Source organism: Runella rosea (assembly GCF_003325355.1).
GTDB lineage: Bacteria > Bacteroidota > Bacteroidia > Cytophagales > Spirosomataceae > Runella > Runella rosea.
Genome location: NZ_CP030850.1, coordinates 2,927,105 through 2,946,915, shown reverse-complemented (window position 1 = coordinate 2,946,915; position 19,811 = coordinate 2,927,105). Strand labels below are relative to the sequence as shown.

Below are 19,811 nucleotides of genomic sequence, written 5' to 3'. Positions count from 1 at the left end.
GGAACCGTCGGACGATTTTCTTCAAAAACTCCACGTATTCTTACTGTGGTTGTAAGGCTCTAAAGAAAATTTGAAACCATTTCTGACGCCAAAGTCGTTGGATTGGCCAATGACATAATACGCGCCGAGGCGTATTCTTTCTCGGCCTATTTTGAAGACCCGGTTCAATCCAAAAAATACTTCCGAGTATTGGTATTTTCGTTCGGGAACGTATAAAAAACCAGCCCCTGCCACTTCTCTAATCTTGGTTTTGTTGAATAACGGTATCTTGCTCGTGAGAAAACCGTTGAACTGATGCACGTAGTGCGATTCAAAATACCAATTGAAGACAGGGAACGTCTTGGGAATCAGTTGGTAAGTAAGCATGGCGGGGGAGAAAAAATAGTTGTCGCCGCCCCGCATGTATTTGTAATCCATCACCGCTAAGCTGGTGGTATCCAGAAACTTTCCAACGTTGAGCCGGTATTCGGAGGTGCCGATGATACCAATGTTGAAAGTTTGCCGAACAGAGGCTGACAAGTGGGTAAATACGTTGTTGTTTTGCCCGCTAATGGGCCATGCGCGGTCTATATTAACGCTGAAAGTGGGGTATTTTGAGCCCAGAATTACTTTTTCATTGGGTTCTCTCAAATACAACTGCCGAGGGGTGTATTCGATGCCGATGTTGGTTCGGTACACATGACTGGTGGGGAAGGATTGCGGGGTATTGTTACTGAAAATTTTATCGCCCAAAGACCCAAATTTAAAATCTGTCAAATCGCTGCGGTTTTCATAATACATTTGCGTATTGAGATAAAACCCGTTGAAGAGTTCGGTACGGTGGCGAATTTCGGCATACTTATTTTTATAAAAATTGCTGCGTCGGGCTATATCGCTCAAGGTGGCGGCCCCATTAATAACGTTGAAACCCGACCCGACTGCAAAGTAAATGTTGGATACTTTGAGCGGATTGTAAAAATAATTTAGGTTGACATACCCCCTCAGGTCGTCGTTTTTAAAGCCATATGTTAAGTTCGTATTGATCCACACCTGTTTACGGTTCTCCTGACGCTTATAATAACCCAAACCGTATCGAATTCGCCAGCCACCGATGGCCAAAGGGTCAACAAGACCCAAAATTGGGTCAAAATACCAATTGTTTTTCTTTTCGCGATTGATGTGGCCCATGCCCAAATAGAGGACTTTGGGAAGCGTGATTCGATTGTAAATCTTGTCGATAGAATCTAAATAGGCTTTTGAGTTTTGCAATCTTTCAAGCCGTTCTTTTTCCTTGATGACCTTTTGCTCGTCTTTGGTGAGGGGATGAGGCCTGATTTTCTCCCAAAATACAGAATCTCTTTTGTAGGCATTTTCGGTTGTGACGCCTACTTCATCCCCAAAAAATCGTTTGGGTAAATTCAGGTCAAATGCATAGTCGGAGTGAATGACTTCGGTCTTGCCAGATTTTTTCGTCCCGCCTTCTTTGACTTTCCACGTATAAGTAATTTTTGACGGAACCCAACGGTTTTGAATGTTTTCAAATTCCTGCTTTACCCCAAATTCGTCATAACGCAGCAGCCCTCTTTTGGTTAATTTCAAATCCACATTTCGTAGTACCCATTTGTCTTCCAACACCTCTATTGTACCCTCATACAGCGCGTTGCCCAAGGCGCGGGGAGTGACTTTGATTTGAAATATCTTGTCCTGACCCACAAAATAGTACTTGAGCAACTGAAATTTATAACTCAGAAAAGTAAGGTCGCTCAAAGGAGAAGTGATTTCGTTGTCACCGATTTTGGCTATTTTTTGGTGATTTTGGTAAAAATTAAACTCCCCGTCGGTGACTGATTTGAAAAAAAGGGTGCTTTGGTCGCCGATTCTCTTGACGGCCTCCCGCTCTTCTTTTTGCTGACCGCTATTGCTTTGGTGCCTGATGAGTTGGCACTCAAAAATGTTGAGATTGGGAATGCTGTCTTTAGGAGTTAGTGATTTTTCGTTGATTTGAAGTTGCTCGTCTGGCTTTGGAGGCAAATCTTCGTCTTTCTTTTTTACAACTTTCTTTTCAACTACCTCCACACTTTTGATGTACGCCTTGGCTTTGTAGTTTTGGTATTGTTTTAAAATTGCTTCCTTGTTTTCAAGCACTTTTTTAATGACTTCATACGATTCATCTTTCTTTTTGATTTTCACCACGACCTCATCCAACTGCTTATGGTCAATTTTTAGGAAAATATTCTTTACCAAATCTTTATTAGCCACCACCTCAAATACCTCCGTTTGATAGGCCATGGAAGAAACCGAAATGCGGTTCAAACCTTCCAATAGTTTGATTTCATACTTGCCTTGCGCGTTGGTTACCGTGCCCGTATTGTTGTTGACCACCCGAATCGAAGCACCTGCCAACGGCTCGTTGTTTTCGGAATAGACGTAGCCGCGCAGTGTATAATACTCTTGAGAAAAGGATAAAAAAGGCAGCAGGAAAAGGCTGGTTAGCAGTAGTTTGTTTTTCAAAAGGCTGTAGTTAAAGTGTTTATCGATAAGATTTGCACCTTTTGAAAAAACGTCGGAAAGGGAGTTTTTATTTTCTTATTCTACTATTTGATGCTTTTATCCACGTGTGAAGGTACCCCAATTGCCTGTGGAGAGACAGAAAATTGACACCAGAATCTTTAAAAAATGATATTCAGTGGGTCACCATTTTCTGTGAACAGCACATTACTCAAATGCCCGATTTCGGCGTAGCCGTTGCTGTCAAAATCCAAATTATTAAAAATTGCCTCAATTTCGTAGGCTTGCACGCGGCGGTGAAAGGGCTTGAGTGTGCCGCCGTATTCGCCGGCTGCTACGGCGGGATTCCATTGCAAATGCGCATCGACAATCGTGCCGCGCGGAGCCATGATACCAGGGTTGCCCAAGCCTCGGAAATCATAACGCTCAGGATGGTCAAGTCCTAAGGCGTGGCCGAATTCGTGAGCAGCGGTGGTAGAGTCTCCCAAATTGTCGGACGTAATCCAGTGCCCGACGTTATCGCCTAAACCAAAGCCCATGAACGAGCGCGTAACGTGGTTCTGGGCTTCGAGGCGAATGAAATTGTAACGAAAATTGGTGTTTTTGAAAGCCAATGGAATCACTTCTTCAAAGCTAAACACTTCATATTCAATCCGCATATGAACTTCGTAAACGGTACCGTTTAGGTTTACAAACGCCTTGGGTTCGTGGTACATGTCACGAATTTCGGTGGCTATTTTTTTTGCTAACTCATTAGTAGCTTGGGTGCCGTAGAAAATAAGCTTGGCAGAGATGGTAACGATTTGACTTTGTTCGTTTCGGATTGCTAAAGCGGCCATTTTATGGATTTTAAGAGCAATTCTTAAAACGAAAAAAAGTCCTTAACCATATAAGGCATCTAAGATTTAGCTGGCCACATACGGTTCAAGCGATATTTCCAATAAAAGGAGAATGGCATCGTTGGAAAGGGCCTCAAATTCAACTGTGTCTAGTCCTTGCAGGGCAAGGCCGTCGCGTGGGTGAAGCAGGCGGTTTTGTACTTCAAAAGCGCCCTCAATAACAAATACAAAAATCCCATGCGTATCGGGATGTTGCACTTCATAAACCCCTTCTTCCCGCCCGCCGAATTGACCAATGTAGGCCTTTGTTTGGGTGGAGAGAATAAGGTGTAATTGATTTTTTTGTTGGAAATCAAACGATTTTTGGATTAAACTTGGCGTAAATTCTTGCTCATTTCCCATGAGCCAAATCTGTATAAAATTGACCAACTCGTCAGGATATGGATTGGCGATTTCGTACTCCATGCCTTGGGTTGCGGAGAAAATTTGCACCTGCCCTGCTTCTACAAAACCAGCTCCTCCTAAGCTATTGCGGTATTCAATGGCTCCTACGAGGGGCAGCAAAATCACTTCTGTGTTTTCATCTATCTGCATTTTAAGGCTTTTTTGGGCAGCGAGGGTGTCGTCATTAAAAACCTTCAATCGGCCAAACGGCTGACGGTGCTCGCTATGGTATGCCCCAAAATTGAAGCCATGAAAACTCCGAAACCAATCGGTTTGCGAACAGCCGCGTTGCTCGGCCAAAAAAATCGTTGCTTCAATTTGGGTCATTCCTGTCAGGTTTTTTTTCTTGAATAATATAGTGCTGGCAAAATCATTAGGCACTGACCACTATGGTATGTGTTAAAGCGTACCCGTTGGCTACACTGCCCGTTATGGTAGCCATCTCATTGGCAAAACCATCGCTGAAAACGTTGTCTCTTTCGTTGGTGGTGTCGGCTTTTCCTTTGGTATAAAAATTCGTTGCCGTGGTAAATACCGTGTCACAGATTGCGGCGGGAAAGGCTATTTGCGTAACCAACAGCGATTTGCCAGCGGCGTTGTAGATGTGAACGTGAATATGCACCGCACGGCCCGAATACCAACCTGGGAAAATCGTGGTAAAGCCTACGTTGCCGCTCGCGTCGGTTATTTGGCGGCCCCTTAAAAAATGAACTGCCGTGTAATTGGTACTCTGCATTCCCGTTCCGCCGTATTCTGAATAATTGCCTGCGGCATCGCAATGCCAAATATCTACCAAAGCACCTTCGAGGGCTTTACAATCATTGGCTTTGTTTCTGATGGTAATCGTGGCGGTCATCGGAATGCCCGTACGGTCAGAACGAATGTCTTTCAACACCAGCGAGCTAGGGGTTTTGGTGGGAAAAGGCCCTTCGGTCTCGGAAGGAGTGACGTCGCAAGTGCTGCCCGTGGTGCCATTGGTAGACCCCGTAGTGGTGGTGGTAGTAGTAGGGTCAACGTCCGATTTGCTGCAAGCCCCTACCAACGGCGTGACGGCGGCAATTCCCAAAAATGACAAACTTTTTTTCAAAAAATCCTTGCGTTCCATGTTCTTATAAATTTTTAGAGAGAGGTGATTGTTTACATCTCTTAATACGTTCATGCTTGCACTTTCGTTGTGGTAAAGGCTGTATTTGAGGTGAATAGAATGTTTTCTGCGGTAAATGTTAGGGTGTGCTGCGGTGCTTAACCACTAAATCCCTGACGGATTTTTTGTCGAATGAGTTGTTTTTTAGCTCCTGTTCGGCTGAAAGACGCGCGTTGGCTGTAATGGTAAAGCTACCCGTTTGGATGTAATTAAAGGCCGTTGCCAGACAGTTTTCGAGCGGATTCCCCCAGTTTTTGTCCAGCCCATCGGACACCGAAGCATCAACCGCAATACCATCGTAATAATCACCGACGTTTTTGGCGTTGACGGTCTTGAACGCAATGGGGGCAATCACGTAATCCATGACCTCAAAGCCATACATGCCGACGGGTTTGCCGTGGGTGGCGCTGCCGATGAGTTTTACGTCGAGGTAAGGCTTTAAATTATTAATGAGCAATTCAGACGCAGAAGCAGAAGACGAAGTGGTGATAAAGAAAATACGTGACAGGTTGAGGGAGCCCGTTTTGGCAAATCGAATGGTTTCGTTCCACTGCGCCAATTTTTGGTTGTGCTGATAGCTGAACATCACGGATGAGCGCGTCACGCTTGTGGGCGCAAGGGCGTTGGCGAGCATGGTTTGGGTGTCTACATCGCCCCCGCCGTTGTAGCGCAAATCCACGATGAGTTCATTGATGCCAGCGGTTTCAAAGCTGCTCAACACCGCTTTGAGCTCGTTTTGTGAAGGTGTTCCCGTGAAGCTGTTAAAAACAAAATACCCAATTTTCTTACCAGCTACTTCGTACGTATTTGAATATAAAACGGTGTTCATGGTATAGGTTGCGGTAGTCAGTGGAATAGTTACTGAGCTTCCGTCGGGCTTCAGAAATCCAAACGTGGTGGAAGTGGCGTCATAAAAGGCGCTGATAATGGCATCGTCCGATAGAGTGGCGATGGATTTTCCGTCCACCGAGGTCAGTTTCCAACCACGCTCAATGCCCGCTTTACCCGCTGGAGATTGAGCGTACACGTACCGAACGCGCAGGTCGTTGTTGGCGTCAAACTTTATCCAAAAGCCAAAGTCGCTGGTTTCTCCGTCGGAAAAATAACTGTTGAAATCGGCCGCTTTTTCTACAAACGACCATTGGTCGAGGGGCTGATAGGCCCGCAAAGCGTCCATTTCAGTTTCAGGACTGCTGTAGTTTCGAGGGTTAAAATTGGTGGGTAGTTTGTCGTACCACAAGTACACATCTTGCATATAGGCCCACAACGAATCCCGAATGTCGGCCGTGGTCGTTGTGGTGGTAGGAGTGGTAGTGGAACTTTGTGGGTCGGGATCGTTTTGTTTGCAGCTTACGGCCAACACGCTAAAAGCTACCAATGCTGCAATCGCAAATTTTGAGATACTGCTCATAACACTGTTTTTTTAGGGAGAATGATTAAGAAAAACAGGGAGAGGTGGCGCAAATTCTGAATGGGTTTTGGATGATTGGGAGAACTAACAACCTATACGCATCAACCCAAACAAACGTTTCGAAGCAATGGAAATTTGCGGTAAAGAAGCTGAATGTAGCGGAGAAAAATGCGTGGGTTATGCTTTGGTCATTTTGCGCCCTTAAACAACCGAAAAAACTCTTTCTCATAACTATTGCCAATCGGAATCTCTTCTCCTGCCAGCGTAATGAGCCTATTGCGGACATTTTCAACACGGCGAAAAGGCACAATAAACGAGCGATGAACACGAATAAAATCCTGCAGGGGTAGCTTCTCCATGATTCCTTTCATGGTCATACGCGCTACGACGGGTTTGCTGCCTTCAAGGTGGATTTTGAGGTAATCGTCCAGTCCTTCGATAAAAACAATGTCGTTAAAAGCGATTTTGTAGACGCTGTAATCAGCTTTGATAAACAGATATTGGGGCGGCTCGGGTACTTCGGATTTTTGGAGAAACTGCTGGTAGTCTTTGGCTTTATGAACCGCTTGCACAAAACGCTCGAACGTAAAAGGCTTCAATAAATAGTCAATAGCGCTCAGATTAAAGCCCTCCACGGCGTATTCGGCGTAGGCCGTCGTAAAGATCACCATCGCATCTTGCGGAATGGCCTTGTAGAACTCAATGCCCGACATGGATGGCATGTTGATGTCCAAAAAAAGCAAATCGACGGTGTTTGCAGAGAGGTACTCAAACGCTTCGTCGGTGCGGGAAAATGTTTTTTGAAGGTCAACAAAATCCACTTGACCGCAGAAATACGTAATCACGCGGAGGGCCGGCGGCTCGTCGTCTAAGGCAATGGCTTTGAGCATATTGCTTACAATTCAATGGTTAAATCTACCGTAAAACTTTCGGGAACATCCGTAATGGTCAGCAAATGTTTGGAAGGATACATCAGTTGCAATCGCGTTTTGGTGTTCTCAATACCGATGCCGCTGGAAGTTTCTTCGTCGTAAAATACCCGCACTTTTTTGTTGAACGTACGTAAATGTAAACGATTTTCGGCAATAGAAAGCTGAATCTGTACCAGTGATTTTTCCTGCGGATTGACGCCGTATTTGAACGCATTTTCGATGAATGAAATCAAAATCAACGGTGCAATTTGTTGGCCGTTGGGCTTCCCCGTGATGTTAAAATCAACGGTAACGGTATCGTCTAGCCGCAATTGTTGCAGGGCTATGTAGTTTTCAGCGTACGAAAATTCCTTGCCCAACGGCACCCAATCTGTATCGGCTTCTCGCATGACGTATCGCATCAGCGACGAAAGTTTGACCACGGCATCGGCAGTTTTGGACGACTGCTCAATGGCCAGCGAGTAGATGGTATTGAGCGTATTGAACAGAAAATGCGGGTTGATTTGAGCCTTCAAAAATGACAATTCGGTGTTGAGTTTCTGGCGTTCGGTTTCCCGTAAACGGTCGTTGATGCGTAACGAAAGCGAAACAAAAACTCCTACCAAAAACAAAAATAGCGCATGACTCAGCTCAAAGCCAAAAGGCGGTTTTTCTTGCGAGGCTCTTGGTGGAGGCGGGGGCAGTTGCGGGTTTTGAGCGTCAAATTTTGGCGGAAGTTGGTGGGCTGTTTTAAGTTCCGAAGGCGGTGGTTCAAGAGCGGCTGAACGTTGATGGGTTAAATCTTGGCGGTCTACCAACACAAGCATCAATACCACGACCCCAAAGCACAAAAGCGTACTTCCTGCATAAAAAACGTACTTTTTGGCAAAATATAGCTTAGGAATCAGGACGTAATAATTCAGGTAAAAGAACCCCAACATGAATAGATAAGCCAGCAGATTGGTCTGTTCGTGGGGATTGTGCGCGATTTCGGCCATTTGAGCAAAGCCTTTTGGCGCAAAAATATAGGGCAAGGCCAAAAACGATACACCGCATAAAAGATGAATCGCGATGGTCCAATAAGTTCTGTTCATTGGCAGGGATAATTTGGGTAGAAAGGTAAAAAACAAACCCATTGGCGCGAAATTTTTGAGGTGATAAAGTAGAATCCGTAGGTGAAACGGCTTGTATCACCGAAAAAACACGGAGATTTGGGCGCTGGAATACAATCTCTTGCTAAACGTATCTAACATTCAACTTTATATTCACTCGTATGGCCAACGAAGTAATTATTCAAATTAGCAGCAAACTTAAAGACTATCGCAAGTCAAAAGGGATTACCATTCAGCAGCTCGCCGACCGTGCGCAGGTAAGCAAGGGCCTGATTTCTCAAATCGAAAACAACCGGACCATCCCTTCGTTATTGGTGCTTATCAATTTGATTCGTTCGTTGGGCGTAGATTTGAACGATTTTTTTGCCGACGTAGAGCAGGCTTCCGAAAGCAAAGTGGTGGTGAAACGCAACGAAGATTATCAAAAATTTGAGAAAGAACAATCGAAGGGTTTTGTTTATAAACGGGTAATGACCCGCACCATTCAGAGCTTGCCCACCGACATCGTTTTGTTGGAATTGGCCCCCAAAGCTACACGTTCGTTTATGGTTAAAACCAACGCATTTGAATACAAATACATCATCAGCGGGTACGTAGAATATACCGTTGGCGACCAAAAATACACCCTGCAAGCGGGAGATTCCATCTTCTTTGATGCCAACCTACCGCACAAACCGACCAACATTGGCGATACCACCGCTACCATGTTAGTTATGTATTTTTTCAAGGAATAGCGCAAATGCCGATTTTATTTTGTTGCTTGTGGTTGCTCATCAATCAAAAGGCATTGATGTTGTCTACACTCAAACGCTTTTCTAATGAATAACTTGATTTATGTATTGATTGTGGGTGCCATCGCTGGCTGGATAGCTGGTGAAATCAAACGTGGTTTCGGCTACGGTTTGTTCGGCAATATCCTTGTGGGTATTCTCGGTGCGTTTGTCGGAAATTGGCTTTTTGCCCAATTGGGAGTTTCGCTCGGAGCGGGCTTAGTTGGTGTTATTCTAACCGCCGTTATTGGGGCATTGGTCTTACTTTTTGTGGTAGGACTCGTCAAGCGACGATAGTATACAGAAAAAATTAGCTTATGAATAGCCGGCCCGTTGCCGGCTATTTGTGTGTTTGATGGGTCTTAAAATGAAAAGAGTTGCTTTGATAGTGCGGAGTTCACTTTATCTTTGCGGCCGTTATTTACCCATTTACTTCATGAAACACACACTCTTTTTACCCTTATTTTTTGCTTCAGTTCTCCTTTTCGGGCAAGCACCCCGAATCGATGCCAACCGTGTAGCCAAGCATATCAATTATTTAGCTTCCGATAAAATGAAGGGGCGCGGAACGGGCAGCAAAGAAAACGCCAAAGCGGCCAAGTACATCATCAAACAATTCAAAAAACTAGATTTAACCCCCTTGGGCACAGACGGCTACCGTCAGCCTTTTACGGCCAAAGTTAGGCGTATAGTTGTGCCCGACAGCATTCGACCTGCTAATAATGTCATCGGTTTTTTGGACAATGGTGCTCCTTATACCATCGTCATTGGTGCGCATTACGACCACTTGGGCACGGGAACGCAGGGCAGCTCGCGGGATAAAGCGCCGCAGGGGAAAATCCACAACGGTGCCGACGACAACGCCTCGGGCGTGGCGGGGCTGTTGGAATTGGCCCGTTATTACGCCCAAAACGACGTCAAAGAACCCTACAACTTTCTGTTTATTGCCTTTGGGGCCGAAGAACTGGGCTTGGTGGGGTCACGGTATTTTGTGAATAATCCAACCTTACCTTTGGATAAAATCCATTTCATGAGCAACATGGACATGATTGGCCGCTACAACGCTGACCGGGGCGTGGGTATCGGCGGTTACGGCACAAGCGACGCGTGGCCAGAAGTATTTAAAGAAGTGAAAGGAAGCGTTAAATTCTTTACCGACCGTTCAGGGAGCGGCGGGGCCGACCACGCGTCTTTTTATGCCAAAAAAGTGCCCGTGCTGTTCTTCCACACGGGCGGCCACGACGACTACCACATGCCCAGTGACGACCCCGAAAAAATTGACATTCCTTCTGCCGTCGGGATTCTGGATATTCATATTCAGCTGATTGAAAACGCCATGAAGCGACCGAAGTTAGTGTACACCGAAGTGAAGTAGGTTTCAACGTCGGCGAGGGCTGGGCGCCCCCGGCTGGGCGCCCCCGTTCTAAACCTCGCCGACGTTATGCAAACCTGGCCGACATTATAACAGACGTTATAATTCATCCACAACTTGCTTTATACCAAAGTAATCTAACTTCAACCTAATTTACGATAATGCATCCATTTCTAAGAACGCTCTCTGTTGCTGCTGCGTTGGTGACGGTAAGCGGTTTGGCCGCGTACAAAAGTGACGACACCACGGCTCCCAACGCTACAAAAACGACCACGGGTGTTATCCCTGCCACCGATATCAAAATGCCCGCGGGCTTTTCCGCCACGATTTTGGCCGAAGATTTAGAAACACCGCGCCACTTGGCGGTTTCGAAAGGCGGCGATATTTACGTAAAAATCAACAAACTCAAAGACGGCAAGGCCATCTATCGCCTGCGCGATACCAACGGTGACGGAGCCATTGACGAAAAAGTGGGCTTCGGAGATTACAAAGGCTCGGGGATTTTTATTCGCAGGGGCTATTTGTATGCTTCTTCTAATACGGGCGTGTATCGGTACAAACTCAATGAAAAAGAAGAGATTATTGATGTCAATAATCCTGAGCAGATTGTGAAAGGATTGGTGAGCAAAGGCCGCGACGAAGCCAAAAATATTGCGGTAGACAACAACGGCTACGTGTACGTAAACGTGGGCTCTTACGACGAAACCTGCAAAGAAGCGGGCACCAACAAAGGCAAAATGCCGTGTCCGTTGTTGGATTCGGTAGGGGGCATTTGGCGGTTCAAAGCAAATCAATTAAATCAGCAGTATTCTGACGGCATTCGCTACGCCACGGGCCTGAAAAATGTGGTAGGATTAGACTGGAATTCTAGCACCAATTCGTTGTTTGTAATGATGCACGGGCGCGGCAAGTTCCACGACGTATTTCCTCAGTACTACACCCCGCAGGACAGCGAAAAACTCCCCGCCGAAACCATGTATGAAGTCCACGAAGGCGATGATGCTGGCTGGCCGTACGTGTACTATGACCCGTTCCAAAAGAAGAAAATCCTATGCCCCGAATACGGCGGCGATGGTAAAAAAACGGGCGGCGAAAAAGCCATCAATCCCGTTGCTGATTTTCCGGCGCACATGGGCCCCAACGCCGTGCTTTTTTATACTGGGAAAATGTTTCCTGCCCGCTACAAAAACGGGGCGTTTATCGCTTTCCACGGCCAAGCACCTAGCCTCAAAAAAGGCTACATGGTAGCGTTTGTGCCTTTTAAAAACGGTAAACCTTCGGGCCCTTGGGAGATTTTTGCCGACAATTTTGCTGGCACCGACCTCGCCAAACCCACAGGCCCCATACAACACCGCCCCACGGGCCTCGCCCAAGGCCCCGACGGATCGCTGTATGTAACCGATGATTTGAACGGAACGCTCTACCGCATTGCCTACAAGGCTCCTAAAAAATAACGTTGATTTTATCCCATAAAAAAGCGCACGCCATCACTGACGTGCGCTTTTTTATGCTTATGCCTTAGCGGGTGTTGCGCCTTTGCGGGTGTTTTCACCCGCAATAGGGGTTAGGGGCTACAAGGTTTTTATAAAACACACGATACGCTCGGCCTCGGTAAACCCTATTTTTTGATGAAACTCAATACTTACCGAATTTTCCACGGAAGTATCAGATGCCATTTGGGTGAGTCCTTTTTGCTTGGCCCAGGCCTCCGAAACCGCCATGAGTTGTTTGGCAACGCCCTGCTTTTGGTATTTTGGCTTTACATAAATACCCTCCACGTAGGCCACGGGTAGGTCGTCGGCGCCTTCTACGTACTCATGCCGAATGCTGACATGCACAAAACCAATGTATTCCTCCTGCTCCCGAACAACGTAGCAAATATCATTTTCTGAATCAATCAGCTCCGCAAACTGTTCGTACTCTTCCTCAAATATGCACTCGGGCCACAGTTCCAACGCGAGTTCGGTCAGGGCGTGGCAGTTGTGGGCGGAAAGGACTTCGATGTGCATGGAAATGCTTTGAATTTGGGGTGGTTTTATCTGTAAATGAGAGATAAGGACGAAGTGGGCTATTGCCAAACCGACGCGACGTTATGTACCGTTATTTCTTTCTCGCAGTTGGTGTCACATACTGAAGTCCCCATTTACTCATTTCATGGATGATGGGTTGCAGAGAGTTGCCCATTTCTGTTAATTTATATTCAACTTTTGGCGGAATCTGCGGGTAAATAATTCGTTCCAATATACCATCATCCTCAAGTTCACGAAGCTGATTGGTCAGTGTTTGACGACTGATGTCTGGAATTACCTTTTGTAATGTACTGTATCTGTTGTTGCCTTGTTTGATGTAATGAAGTATCAATAACTTCCATTTATTTCCAATCTTATTTAAACTATAAACAACAGGGCAATTGTTCGGATTAAAGTCTTTCAGCTTTCTTTGCCGTTTATTTTCCATTAGTCTAAAATATTTGCGTATGTAAAATAATTAGGATTAGCCTAGTTATGTGTCAAATGTACATACTTTTGCGTATAAACTTTTATAAAAATCAGATAAATGCAAGCAGTACAAATTAATCAATACGGAGATAATTCCGTTTTAGAAAATACAGTCATTCCCATTCCTCAACCGATGCCCAATCAAGTATTGGTGCAGTTAAAAGCATCATCGGTCAATCCTGTTGATTACAAAATTCGTTCAGGTTATATGTCTGGTGTTTTGCCTAAATCATTGCCTTTTACGCTGGGTTGGGAAGGTGCCGGAATCATTACAGAAGTGGGCAATGATGTTAAAAATTATCAGCCCGGAGATGAAATAATGTTGATGGCAAATTTTATGCAGGGCGGTACTTATGCCGAATACGTTGCGGTAAATGCCGATGAAATTATGTTGAAACCCAAATCTTTATCTTTTGCAGAGGCTTCAGTGGTTCCTTTTTCATTGGGAACGGCATATACTGCACTCATTGAAGATGCACAAATTCAAGAAGGTCAGCAACTTTTAATACACGGAGCAGGTGGGGCAGTTGGACAAATGGCCATACAAATCGCCAAAAAAATGGGCCTTAATGTAATAGGAACGGCTACAGGAAATAATCTACAAGAAATTACTGCATTAGGCGTAGATACTGCCATAGATTATGCCAATGCCGATTTTTCTACGGTGGTAGAAAATGTAGATGTAGTATTAGATTTGGTAGGAGGTGAAACGTTGAGTAAATCGTATGCTCTGGTAAAAAAAGGAGGAGTGATTGTCTCTACTACACAGCCACCCAATGCTGCCGAACTGACTAAATATGGTATTTCAGGAAAGATGACGCAAACAAGGGCTAATTCCAAAATATTTTCTAAAATATCAGCGTGGTTAGAAACTGAAAAAATTAAGGTTAAACAGCCGCAGGTACTTTCGTTTTCGGATGCAAAAAATGCATTATCGTTAGTTGAAAATAGAAAAACCCACTCTAAAATTGTGCTAGCATTTTAATTCATAAAAGCACGATTTTTGAGCACTATGCATGATGTAATGGCTGTTAATGGTTTGGTGCTTGGCGATGTGGCGGGGATTTTTAGCACTAAACTTCATTAGATGCACAAAGCTTGAATTTAGCACTTCACTGTCATAGAAGTACGAAACCCCCGCTTTTGCAAAACGGCTGTTAGCGGTTCGGCTTTCTTGTTTTTCGATGTTAGAATCTTGATAGTAATTCATCTTCTTCGTCTGGTTTGTCATAAGCATCAGCTTCTGTTAAATGTCCGTCTTGGTCGCTTATTCTTGTTAGCTTTTTTCCTTGTCTAAATACCAATTGAAGGCCGTGTTCTTGTTCCCATTCACATTCACAAGCAATTTGAACATAAATGTCTTGCTCATTGTAAGGTCGTCTTGTTACATAAATTTCTGTCGGTTGTATGAAATTCCAAATTTCGTTTTTGTTTTTTATCTGTCTCAATGGTTCGTCTGCTTCGTCAAAACCTACTGCATCCAAGAAGTTCATACAGTTTTTGTATGCTAATTCAGAAATCAAATTTCGGTCGTCTGTGTTTAGTTTCAGAAAATTTGTCAAAGCTTGGTCTGCTTCGTCAATAAAAGTCTTGTCGTGTTCAGGTTCAAAATCCATAAAAGTTATCGTCAACTTTTCGTTGTCGAAAAATGGAATTGCGATTTCTTCACTTTTCCACCAGTCAGGAAAACTTTCTTCTTGCTTAAGTCGTCCAATAATTTTCGATATAATTTCTTTGTTCATTTCTGTCGGTGTCGTTTTTTAAGCTGACCGCTAACTCTCAAATATGCGAAAGTATTGTCGTGATTTTTGTATTTATTTAAACTTTGCCAAGTTTTTATTGTATTATTTGTATTTTACTTTTGTGGAGGCGGTTCTCAACTGAATCAACCTTCCCACCCAGAAAAAAGAGCATGAATCCCCCCAAATCCTCCCGAAAAATACCAGTTTTTACACCCTTCAGCAAGTCGTGTCAGAAAATAGTTATCAAGCGGTAGTTTCCTGAAAAAAGAGGCCGCACTAGCCCAAAAACGCCTAGTCGCAGTATTCATTTTAAGAAAATCCTGTTGAAAAAGATGATGAACAAAGCGTATTGGTATGGCATGGCCTTGGTTTTTGGCAGTGGAATAGGGGTGGCCCAAACGGGCAGCATCCACGAACCCGTGCGGTACGTGGGCGGCGAAAGCGTAGACCCTCAGGTGCACGAGGGGAGGTTGCGGTACGCGGTAGGCGTGGAGAGTCGCCAAACGTTGCGCGTCAATCGTACGCACCCCGAGCTGGCCGATGGGTTTGGATGGACCTACAACCACGCCTCCAACCTGTGTTATTGGAACGATACCTTCTATCAGCAATACCTCAGCAACCCCGTCGATGAGCACATTGCGCCGGGGCAAACGCTGGTCGTGACCTCCAAAGATGGGCGTACGTGGAGCAAACCCACGGTGGTGTTTCCGCCCTACGTGGCTCCCAAGGGCGTCAAAATTCCCAAGGGGTCGGATGGCTACATGATGCACCAACGTATGGGTTTTTACACCGCGCCCAACGGGCGGCTGTTGGTATTGGCTTTTTACGGCCACACCGAAGAGCCTTTTAAGGAAGGCGGCATCGGGCGCGTGGTGCGCGAGGCCTACAAAGACGGCACCTATGGTCCCATTTATTTTATCCGTTACAGCAGCCACACCACCGTCGACGGCATGAAGTGGAACGAGAAGAACACGAGCTATCCGTTCTACCAAAAATCTACCGACAAAGGCTTTTTAGAGGCCTGCAATGCCCTTTTGGCCGACAAACTCATGACGTTGCAATGGCGCGAAGAAGACCTTGGGCTGGATGGGTTTTATAAAAATAATCTGGATAAATCGCTTGATATTCAGGCGTTATCGTACTACCACCGCAAGGACGGCAAAGTGGTGGCGCTGTGGAAACGCTCCAAAGCGGCCTTGTCGGACGACGAGGGTCTAACCTTCTCGGCTCCCGTCAAAGTACCGACGCTGACCATGGCGGGCGGCAAGCAGTGGGGGCAGCGCACCGACGACGGGCGCTACGCCATCGCGTACAATCCCATCGAAATGGACGAGCACCGTTTTCCGCTCACGGTCATCACGGGCGACGACGGCGCTATTTTTGACAATATGTTGCTCGTGCAGGGCGAAGTGCCGCCGCGTCGGTTTTTTGGGCGTTGGAAAGACTTTGGCCCCTGCTACGTGCGCGGCATTGAAGAAGGCAACGGTAATCCGCCCGGCAATGACCTGTGGCTGTCGTACAGCATGAACAAAGAAGATATTTGGGTCAGCCGCGTGCCTACGCCCGTGCGCTACGCGGTCAAAGGCAACGTCAACGATGGTTTTGACGCGCTCGACCTCAACGGCGGCGTGCCAGATTGGAACGTATACGCTCCCCTGTGGGCACCCGTTACGGTGGTCAACACGCCCAAATCCACGGGAAAATGTCTCGAATTGTCGGACAAAGACCCGCACGATTACGCCCGCGCCATTCGGGTGTTTGAAGAAGGCACACAAATTGAATGTTCGTTGAAAGTACAACCCGCCCAAAACCAAAGCGGCTCGCTCGAAATTGACCTCACCGACCGCTACAGCAACCGCCCCGTGCGGGTGCGGTTTGACGAAAAAGGCAACATTATCGTCGCTGACGGAGGTATTGAGAAAATCGTACAAACCTATCAGCCAGCGCAGTGGTACGAACTGGCGTTTAGGGTCAATGCCACATTGGCAGGAAGTTTTGATTTGAGCATCAACGGCAAAAAAGTATTGGAAAAAGCGGCCTTGGCCGAAGCCGTCAAATCGGTAGAGCGCCTGTCGTTACGCACTGGCCCTTACCGTAACTTGCCCAACCGCAAATCGCCCAACGAAGACCCGCACCCACCGCTCGCTGGCGCTGATGAACCCGTAACACGGGCGGTTTTTTACGTCGATGATGTATTGATAAAACACCCGTAGGGGCAGGCTTTACGTCTGCCCGGTAACATTACACATCACGTCTGCCCGGTAACATTACACATCACGTCTGCCCGGTAACATTACACATCACGTCTGCCTGGTAACATTACACATCACGTCTGCCCGGTAACATTACACATCACGTCTGCCCGGTAACATTACACATCACGTCTGCCCGGTAACATTACACATTACGTCTGCCCGGTAACATTACACATTACGTCTGCCTGAACATAAAAAAAGGCATACATCAGTTAATAGATAATTTTTTGGACAAAATACAGGTACGATTCCCTTGTTATTCAGTAGTATACCGTCAACGCTCCGTTCCTAAACCTCAAAATTTTATTTGTTATCATGGAAGAACAAAAAATCAAGCTTGATTCCAATAGCCGCCGCGACTTCATCAAAGCCTCTTCTCTGGCGGCCACGTCGTTTTTCATTGTTCCACGCCACGTACTGGGCAAAGGTTTTGTTGCCCCGAGCGACAAACTCAACATTGCCGGGATTGGGGTTGGGGGCAAAGGGAAAAGCGATTTGGCGTCGTTTGCGGCCAGTCCCAACGTCAATATTGTGGCTCTTTGCGATGTAGACGACCGGCAAGCGGTGGAGTCTCGCACCAAATTTCCGAAAGCCACTTATTACAAGGATTTTCGGGAAATGTTGGCTAAAGAAAACAAAAACATCGACGCCTGTTCTATTTCCACGCCCGATAACACCCACGCCGTAGCCACCCTCGCCGCGATGCAGTTGGGCAAACACGTATACACGCAAAAGCCCCTCACGCACGACATTTATGAAGCGCGGATTTTGGGACAGGCCGCCAAAAAATACAAGGTTGTGACCCAAATGGGCAACCAAGGCGGCTCAGGAAACGGTGTGCGAAGAATGAAAGAAATCTACGATTCGGGGATCATTGGCGAAGTACACAAAGTATTGGCTTGGACCAACCGGCCCGTGTGGCCGCAAGCCGTACCGACCGATAAAACCTTTGAGATTCCGAAAGAACTGGATTATGATTTGTGGCTCGGACCCGCCAAAAAAGTGCCTTACAATGAAGCGTATCTACCTTGGAACTGGCGTGGCTGGTGGCCCTACGGTACGGGTGCCTTGGGCGATATGGCTTGCCATATTATGGACCCGATTTATCGAATTTTACCGATTGATTACCCCACCTCGGTTGAGTGTAGTGTGGCTGGCACCTGGACCTTTACGCTTCGCCCGCAGGACGATAACCCCGACTGGACGCCGTTCTCGTCGTCGATTCACTTGGACTATCCCCGCAAAGACGGCAAAGGCAACATCAAGGTAAGCTGGTACGACGGCGGTATTTTGCCCGAACTGCCCGAAGAATTATTGCCCGGTGAGAGCTTCGGCAACTCCGACGGCGGGGTGTTGTTTATTGGTTCTAAAGGAAAACTGATGGCTGATTGTTATGGAGCCAAACCGCGTTTGTTGCCACTGAAGGCCAACGAAACGCTCAATATCCCCGAAACCATCGCCCGCGTTCCCGACGAAAACCACTATTTGCAGTGGGTTAATGCCTGTATCGCTGGCCACGGTAAAGGCGTGACGAGTTCGCCGTTTGAATACGCGGCACCGTTTACCGAAAGTATTTTGATTGGAAACTTGGCGCTTCGCAGTTGGATGCTCCGCGACAACCCAACCGCCAAACGTACCGTGGATAAATACAACGGCCGCAAGAAGCTGTACTACGACGCGCCCAACATGAGAATCACCAACTACGAACCAGCCAATCAGTTTGTGAAGCGCGAGTACCGCGAAGGCTGGAGCTTAAATCTCTAATTACCATCCCTAACTATACCTTTTGCCGGGGCGGTCTCCAACGTTGGAGACTGCCCTTTTTTATGTCTTTGCGGGTGTTTTTTATCTGTAAAACTTAGCCAGAGAAAAAAAACTATGGATAATTTTTACGCCGTAGATTGTTTCATTTTAAGACTTATAAGGTTTCAGTTCACCCATCGCACCATTTGCAAGTCGCTGTTGTGTCTTACGCATTTGGTCATCGGTTGTCATAACAAATGGGCCACCATATACAATGGGTTCATTGAGTGGTTTTGCCGTACAAAACATACATTCAAATCCATCTGCACCTGCTTTGATTTCGATTTCGTTGCCGTCCTTGCCGAAATTAACAAGTGTTTGATTTTGTGCTTCTGTCGTATCGATGGTACAAAGACCCTTTAAGCCATAAACGAAGGCCATTTCCTCGGCTTTAAGCCATATGGATTTATTGGGCCTCAGGAAAATATGTAAAATGCTAATGTCCGTCACCAGTTTATATATGCTATATTTTTCGTCAAACTCACCATGTACGATTCTGACTTTGTAATCATCTGTCTCAACTTCTGGAATTTCATCGGCATTAGCATGAATTGCCTTTGGCACAACCCAACGGTCAGTTTCCTTATGATTTATCCAAATCTGAAATCCGTGGGTGTCTATGCCAGTCTCTTTTGGAAATTCATCATGAAACATTCCGCTTCCTGCCTGTGAAACGTGAAGCCCGCCGGGTTCGATATAACTAAAATCTCCCAAGCTATCACGATTGATAAAACCTTGTTGACTATCAGGAAGCATATAGGTCATTACAGAAATTCCTGCATGTGGATGTGGGCCAAATACAGGCATATTCATGTGGTACTCGGTAAAAACCAGCATTGGCTCGATTGGATAAGTATGTGCCATTATATCCACGCCCTTTAAGCCCGAAAATGCTTGTTTAAATTGTAGGTCTGTTTTTTTTGTAACTGTCTTTTTCATCTTTTTTATTTTTGACAAGTTTAAAATTGATTTAGCCCAACTACTCAATAAGATTGATAGAAGCAATACACACAGAACAGGTTG

General features: G+C 46.0%; 19 protein-coding genes. 7 read left to right on the top strand and 12 right to left on the bottom strand.

The genetic code is table 11. From position 1 onward, the window contains the following. Nucleotides 1–21: 21 nt before the first annotated feature. The 7 genes from DR864_RS12345 to DR864_RS12315 all read right to left on the bottom strand — a co-directional run bounded on the left by DR864_RS12345 (nucleotide 22) and on the right by DR864_RS12315 (nucleotide 8,330). On the bottom strand, nucleotides 22–2,490 hold the full coding sequence (locus DR864_RS12345) for a DUF5686 and carboxypeptidase regulatory-like domain-containing protein (RefSeq protein WP_162793765.1): 2,469 nt from the start codon (nucleotides 2,488–2,490) through the stop codon (nucleotides 22–24). 158 nt (nucleotides 2,491–2,648) lie between these two features. Continuing rightward, the gene (locus DR864_RS12340) at nucleotides 2,649–3,326 is read right to left on the bottom strand and encodes a peptidase M10 (protein WP_114067269.1); all 678 of its coding nucleotides are present in this window, start codon (nucleotides 3,324–3,326) and stop codon (nucleotides 2,649–2,651) included. 66 nt (nucleotides 3,327–3,392) lie between these two features. Beyond that, the gene (locus DR864_RS12335; RefSeq protein ID WP_114070253.1) at nucleotides 3,393–4,097 is read right to left on the bottom strand and encodes a pirin family protein; all 705 of its coding nucleotides are present in this window, start codon (nucleotides 4,095–4,097) and stop codon (nucleotides 3,393–3,395) included. A gap of 46 nt (nucleotides 4,098–4,143) precedes the next feature. Then, a complete protein-coding gene (locus tag DR864_RS12330) occupies nucleotides 4,144–4,875 on the bottom strand; it encodes a dioxygenase family protein (protein ID WP_114067268.1) in 732 nt (243 codons plus the stop codon). Between the two features lie 118 nt (nucleotides 4,876–4,993). Further along, the gene (locus tag DR864_RS12325; RefSeq protein WP_114067267.1) at nucleotides 4,994–6,325 is read right to left on the bottom strand and encodes a S41 family peptidase; all 1,332 of its coding nucleotides are present in this window, start codon (nucleotides 6,323–6,325) and stop codon (nucleotides 4,994–4,996) included. 188 nt (nucleotides 6,326–6,513) lie between these two features. After that, nucleotides 6,514–7,215, bottom strand: a complete 702-nt coding sequence (locus DR864_RS12320; protein ID WP_114067266.1) for a LytR/AlgR family response regulator transcription factor — start codon at nucleotides 7,213–7,215, stop codon at nucleotides 6,514–6,516. A 5-nt stretch (nucleotides 7,216–7,220) separates the two neighbouring features. Further along, the gene (locus DR864_RS12315) at nucleotides 7,221–8,330 is read right to left on the bottom strand and encodes a sensor histidine kinase (protein ID WP_114070252.1); all 1,110 of its coding nucleotides are present in this window, start codon (nucleotides 8,328–8,330) and stop codon (nucleotides 7,221–7,223) included. Nucleotides 8,331–8,509: 179 nt separating this feature from the next. Here DR864_RS12315 and DR864_RS12310 point away from each other — a divergent pair, with 179 nt between their 5' ends. The 4 genes from DR864_RS12310 to DR864_RS12295 all read left to right on the top strand — a co-directional run bounded on the left by DR864_RS12310 (nucleotide 8,510) and on the right by DR864_RS12295 (nucleotide 11,944). Continuing rightward, a complete protein-coding gene (locus tag DR864_RS12310; protein ID WP_114067265.1) occupies nucleotides 8,510–9,082 on the top strand; it encodes a helix-turn-helix domain-containing protein in 573 nt (190 codons plus the stop codon). 84 nt (nucleotides 9,083–9,166) lie between these two features. After that, nucleotides 9,167–9,415, top strand: a complete 249-nt coding sequence (locus tag DR864_RS12305) for a GlsB/YeaQ/YmgE family stress response membrane protein (RefSeq protein WP_114067264.1) — start codon at nucleotides 9,167–9,169, stop codon at nucleotides 9,413–9,415. 139 nt (nucleotides 9,416–9,554) lie between these two features. Continuing rightward, nucleotides 9,555–10,493, top strand: coding sequence for a M20/M25/M40 family metallo-hydrolase (locus DR864_RS12300; protein WP_114067263.1), 939 nt, complete (start codon nucleotides 9,555–9,557; stop codon nucleotides 10,491–10,493). Between the two features lie 155 nt (nucleotides 10,494–10,648). Then, on the top strand, nucleotides 10,649–11,944 hold the full coding sequence (locus DR864_RS12295; RefSeq protein ID WP_114067262.1) for a PQQ-dependent sugar dehydrogenase: 1,296 nt from the start codon (nucleotides 10,649–10,651) through the stop codon (nucleotides 11,942–11,944). A gap of 117 nt (nucleotides 11,945–12,061) precedes the next feature. On the opposite strand, the gene aac(6') is transcribed toward DR864_RS12295, so the two are convergent. Both aac(6') and DR864_RS12285 read right to left on the bottom strand, forming a co-directional pair. After that, nucleotides 12,062–12,499, bottom strand: coding sequence for an aminoglycoside 6'-N-acetyltransferase (gene aac(6') / locus DR864_RS12290; protein WP_114067261.1), 438 nt, complete (start codon nucleotides 12,497–12,499; stop codon nucleotides 12,062–12,064). 91 nt (nucleotides 12,500–12,590) lie between these two features. Beyond that, a complete protein-coding gene (locus DR864_RS12285) occupies nucleotides 12,591–12,947 on the bottom strand; it encodes a winged helix-turn-helix transcriptional regulator (RefSeq protein ID WP_114067260.1) in 357 nt (118 codons plus the stop codon). 99 nt (nucleotides 12,948–13,046) lie between these two features. Here DR864_RS12285 and DR864_RS12280 point away from each other — a divergent pair, with 99 nt between their 5' ends. Then, the gene (locus tag DR864_RS12280; protein ID WP_114067259.1) at nucleotides 13,047–13,973 is read left to right on the top strand and encodes an NADP-dependent oxidoreductase; all 927 of its coding nucleotides are present in this window, start codon (nucleotides 13,047–13,049) and stop codon (nucleotides 13,971–13,973) included. On the opposite strand, the gene DR864_RS12275 is transcribed toward DR864_RS12280, so the two are convergent. Both DR864_RS12275 and DR864_RS12270 read right to left on the bottom strand, forming a co-directional pair. Further along, nucleotides 13,962–14,198 carry a hypothetical protein gene (locus tag DR864_RS12275; RefSeq protein WP_114067258.1) on the bottom strand — a complete coding sequence of 79 codons (237 nt, stop codon included), beginning with the start codon at nucleotides 14,196–14,198 and terminating at the stop codon, nucleotides 13,962–13,964. The two genes, DR864_RS12280 and DR864_RS12275, sit on opposite strands and share 12 nt — an antisense overlap. Further along, the gene (locus tag DR864_RS12270) at nucleotides 14,176–14,730 is read right to left on the bottom strand and encodes a DUF6985 domain-containing protein (protein WP_114067257.1); all 555 of its coding nucleotides are present in this window, start codon (nucleotides 14,728–14,730) and stop codon (nucleotides 14,176–14,178) included. Before DR864_RS12270 ends, DR864_RS12275 begins: the two co-directional genes overlap by 23 nt. Before the next feature lie 332 nt (nucleotides 14,731–15,062). On the opposite strand from DR864_RS12270, the gene DR864_RS12265 reads away from it, so the two are divergent. Then, a complete protein-coding gene (locus DR864_RS12265) occupies nucleotides 15,063–16,943 on the top strand; it encodes a sialidase/neuraminidase family protein (RefSeq protein WP_114067256.1) in 1,881 nt (626 codons plus the stop codon). Nucleotides 16,944–17,300: 357 nt separating this feature from the next. After that, nucleotides 17,301–18,749 (top strand): Gfo/Idh/MocA family protein, encoded by a 1,449-nt coding sequence (locus DR864_RS12260; RefSeq protein WP_114067255.1) that lies wholly within the window; start codon nucleotides 17,301–17,303, stop codon nucleotides 18,747–18,749. 147 nt (nucleotides 18,750–18,896) lie between these two features. Here the strand turns inward: DR864_RS12260 and DR864_RS12255 are convergent, their stop codons facing one another. Continuing rightward, nucleotides 18,897–19,727, bottom strand: a complete 831-nt coding sequence (locus DR864_RS12255; protein ID WP_114067254.1) for a pirin family protein — start codon at nucleotides 19,725–19,727, stop codon at nucleotides 18,897–18,899. Nucleotides 19,728–19,811 lie beyond the last annotated feature (84 nt).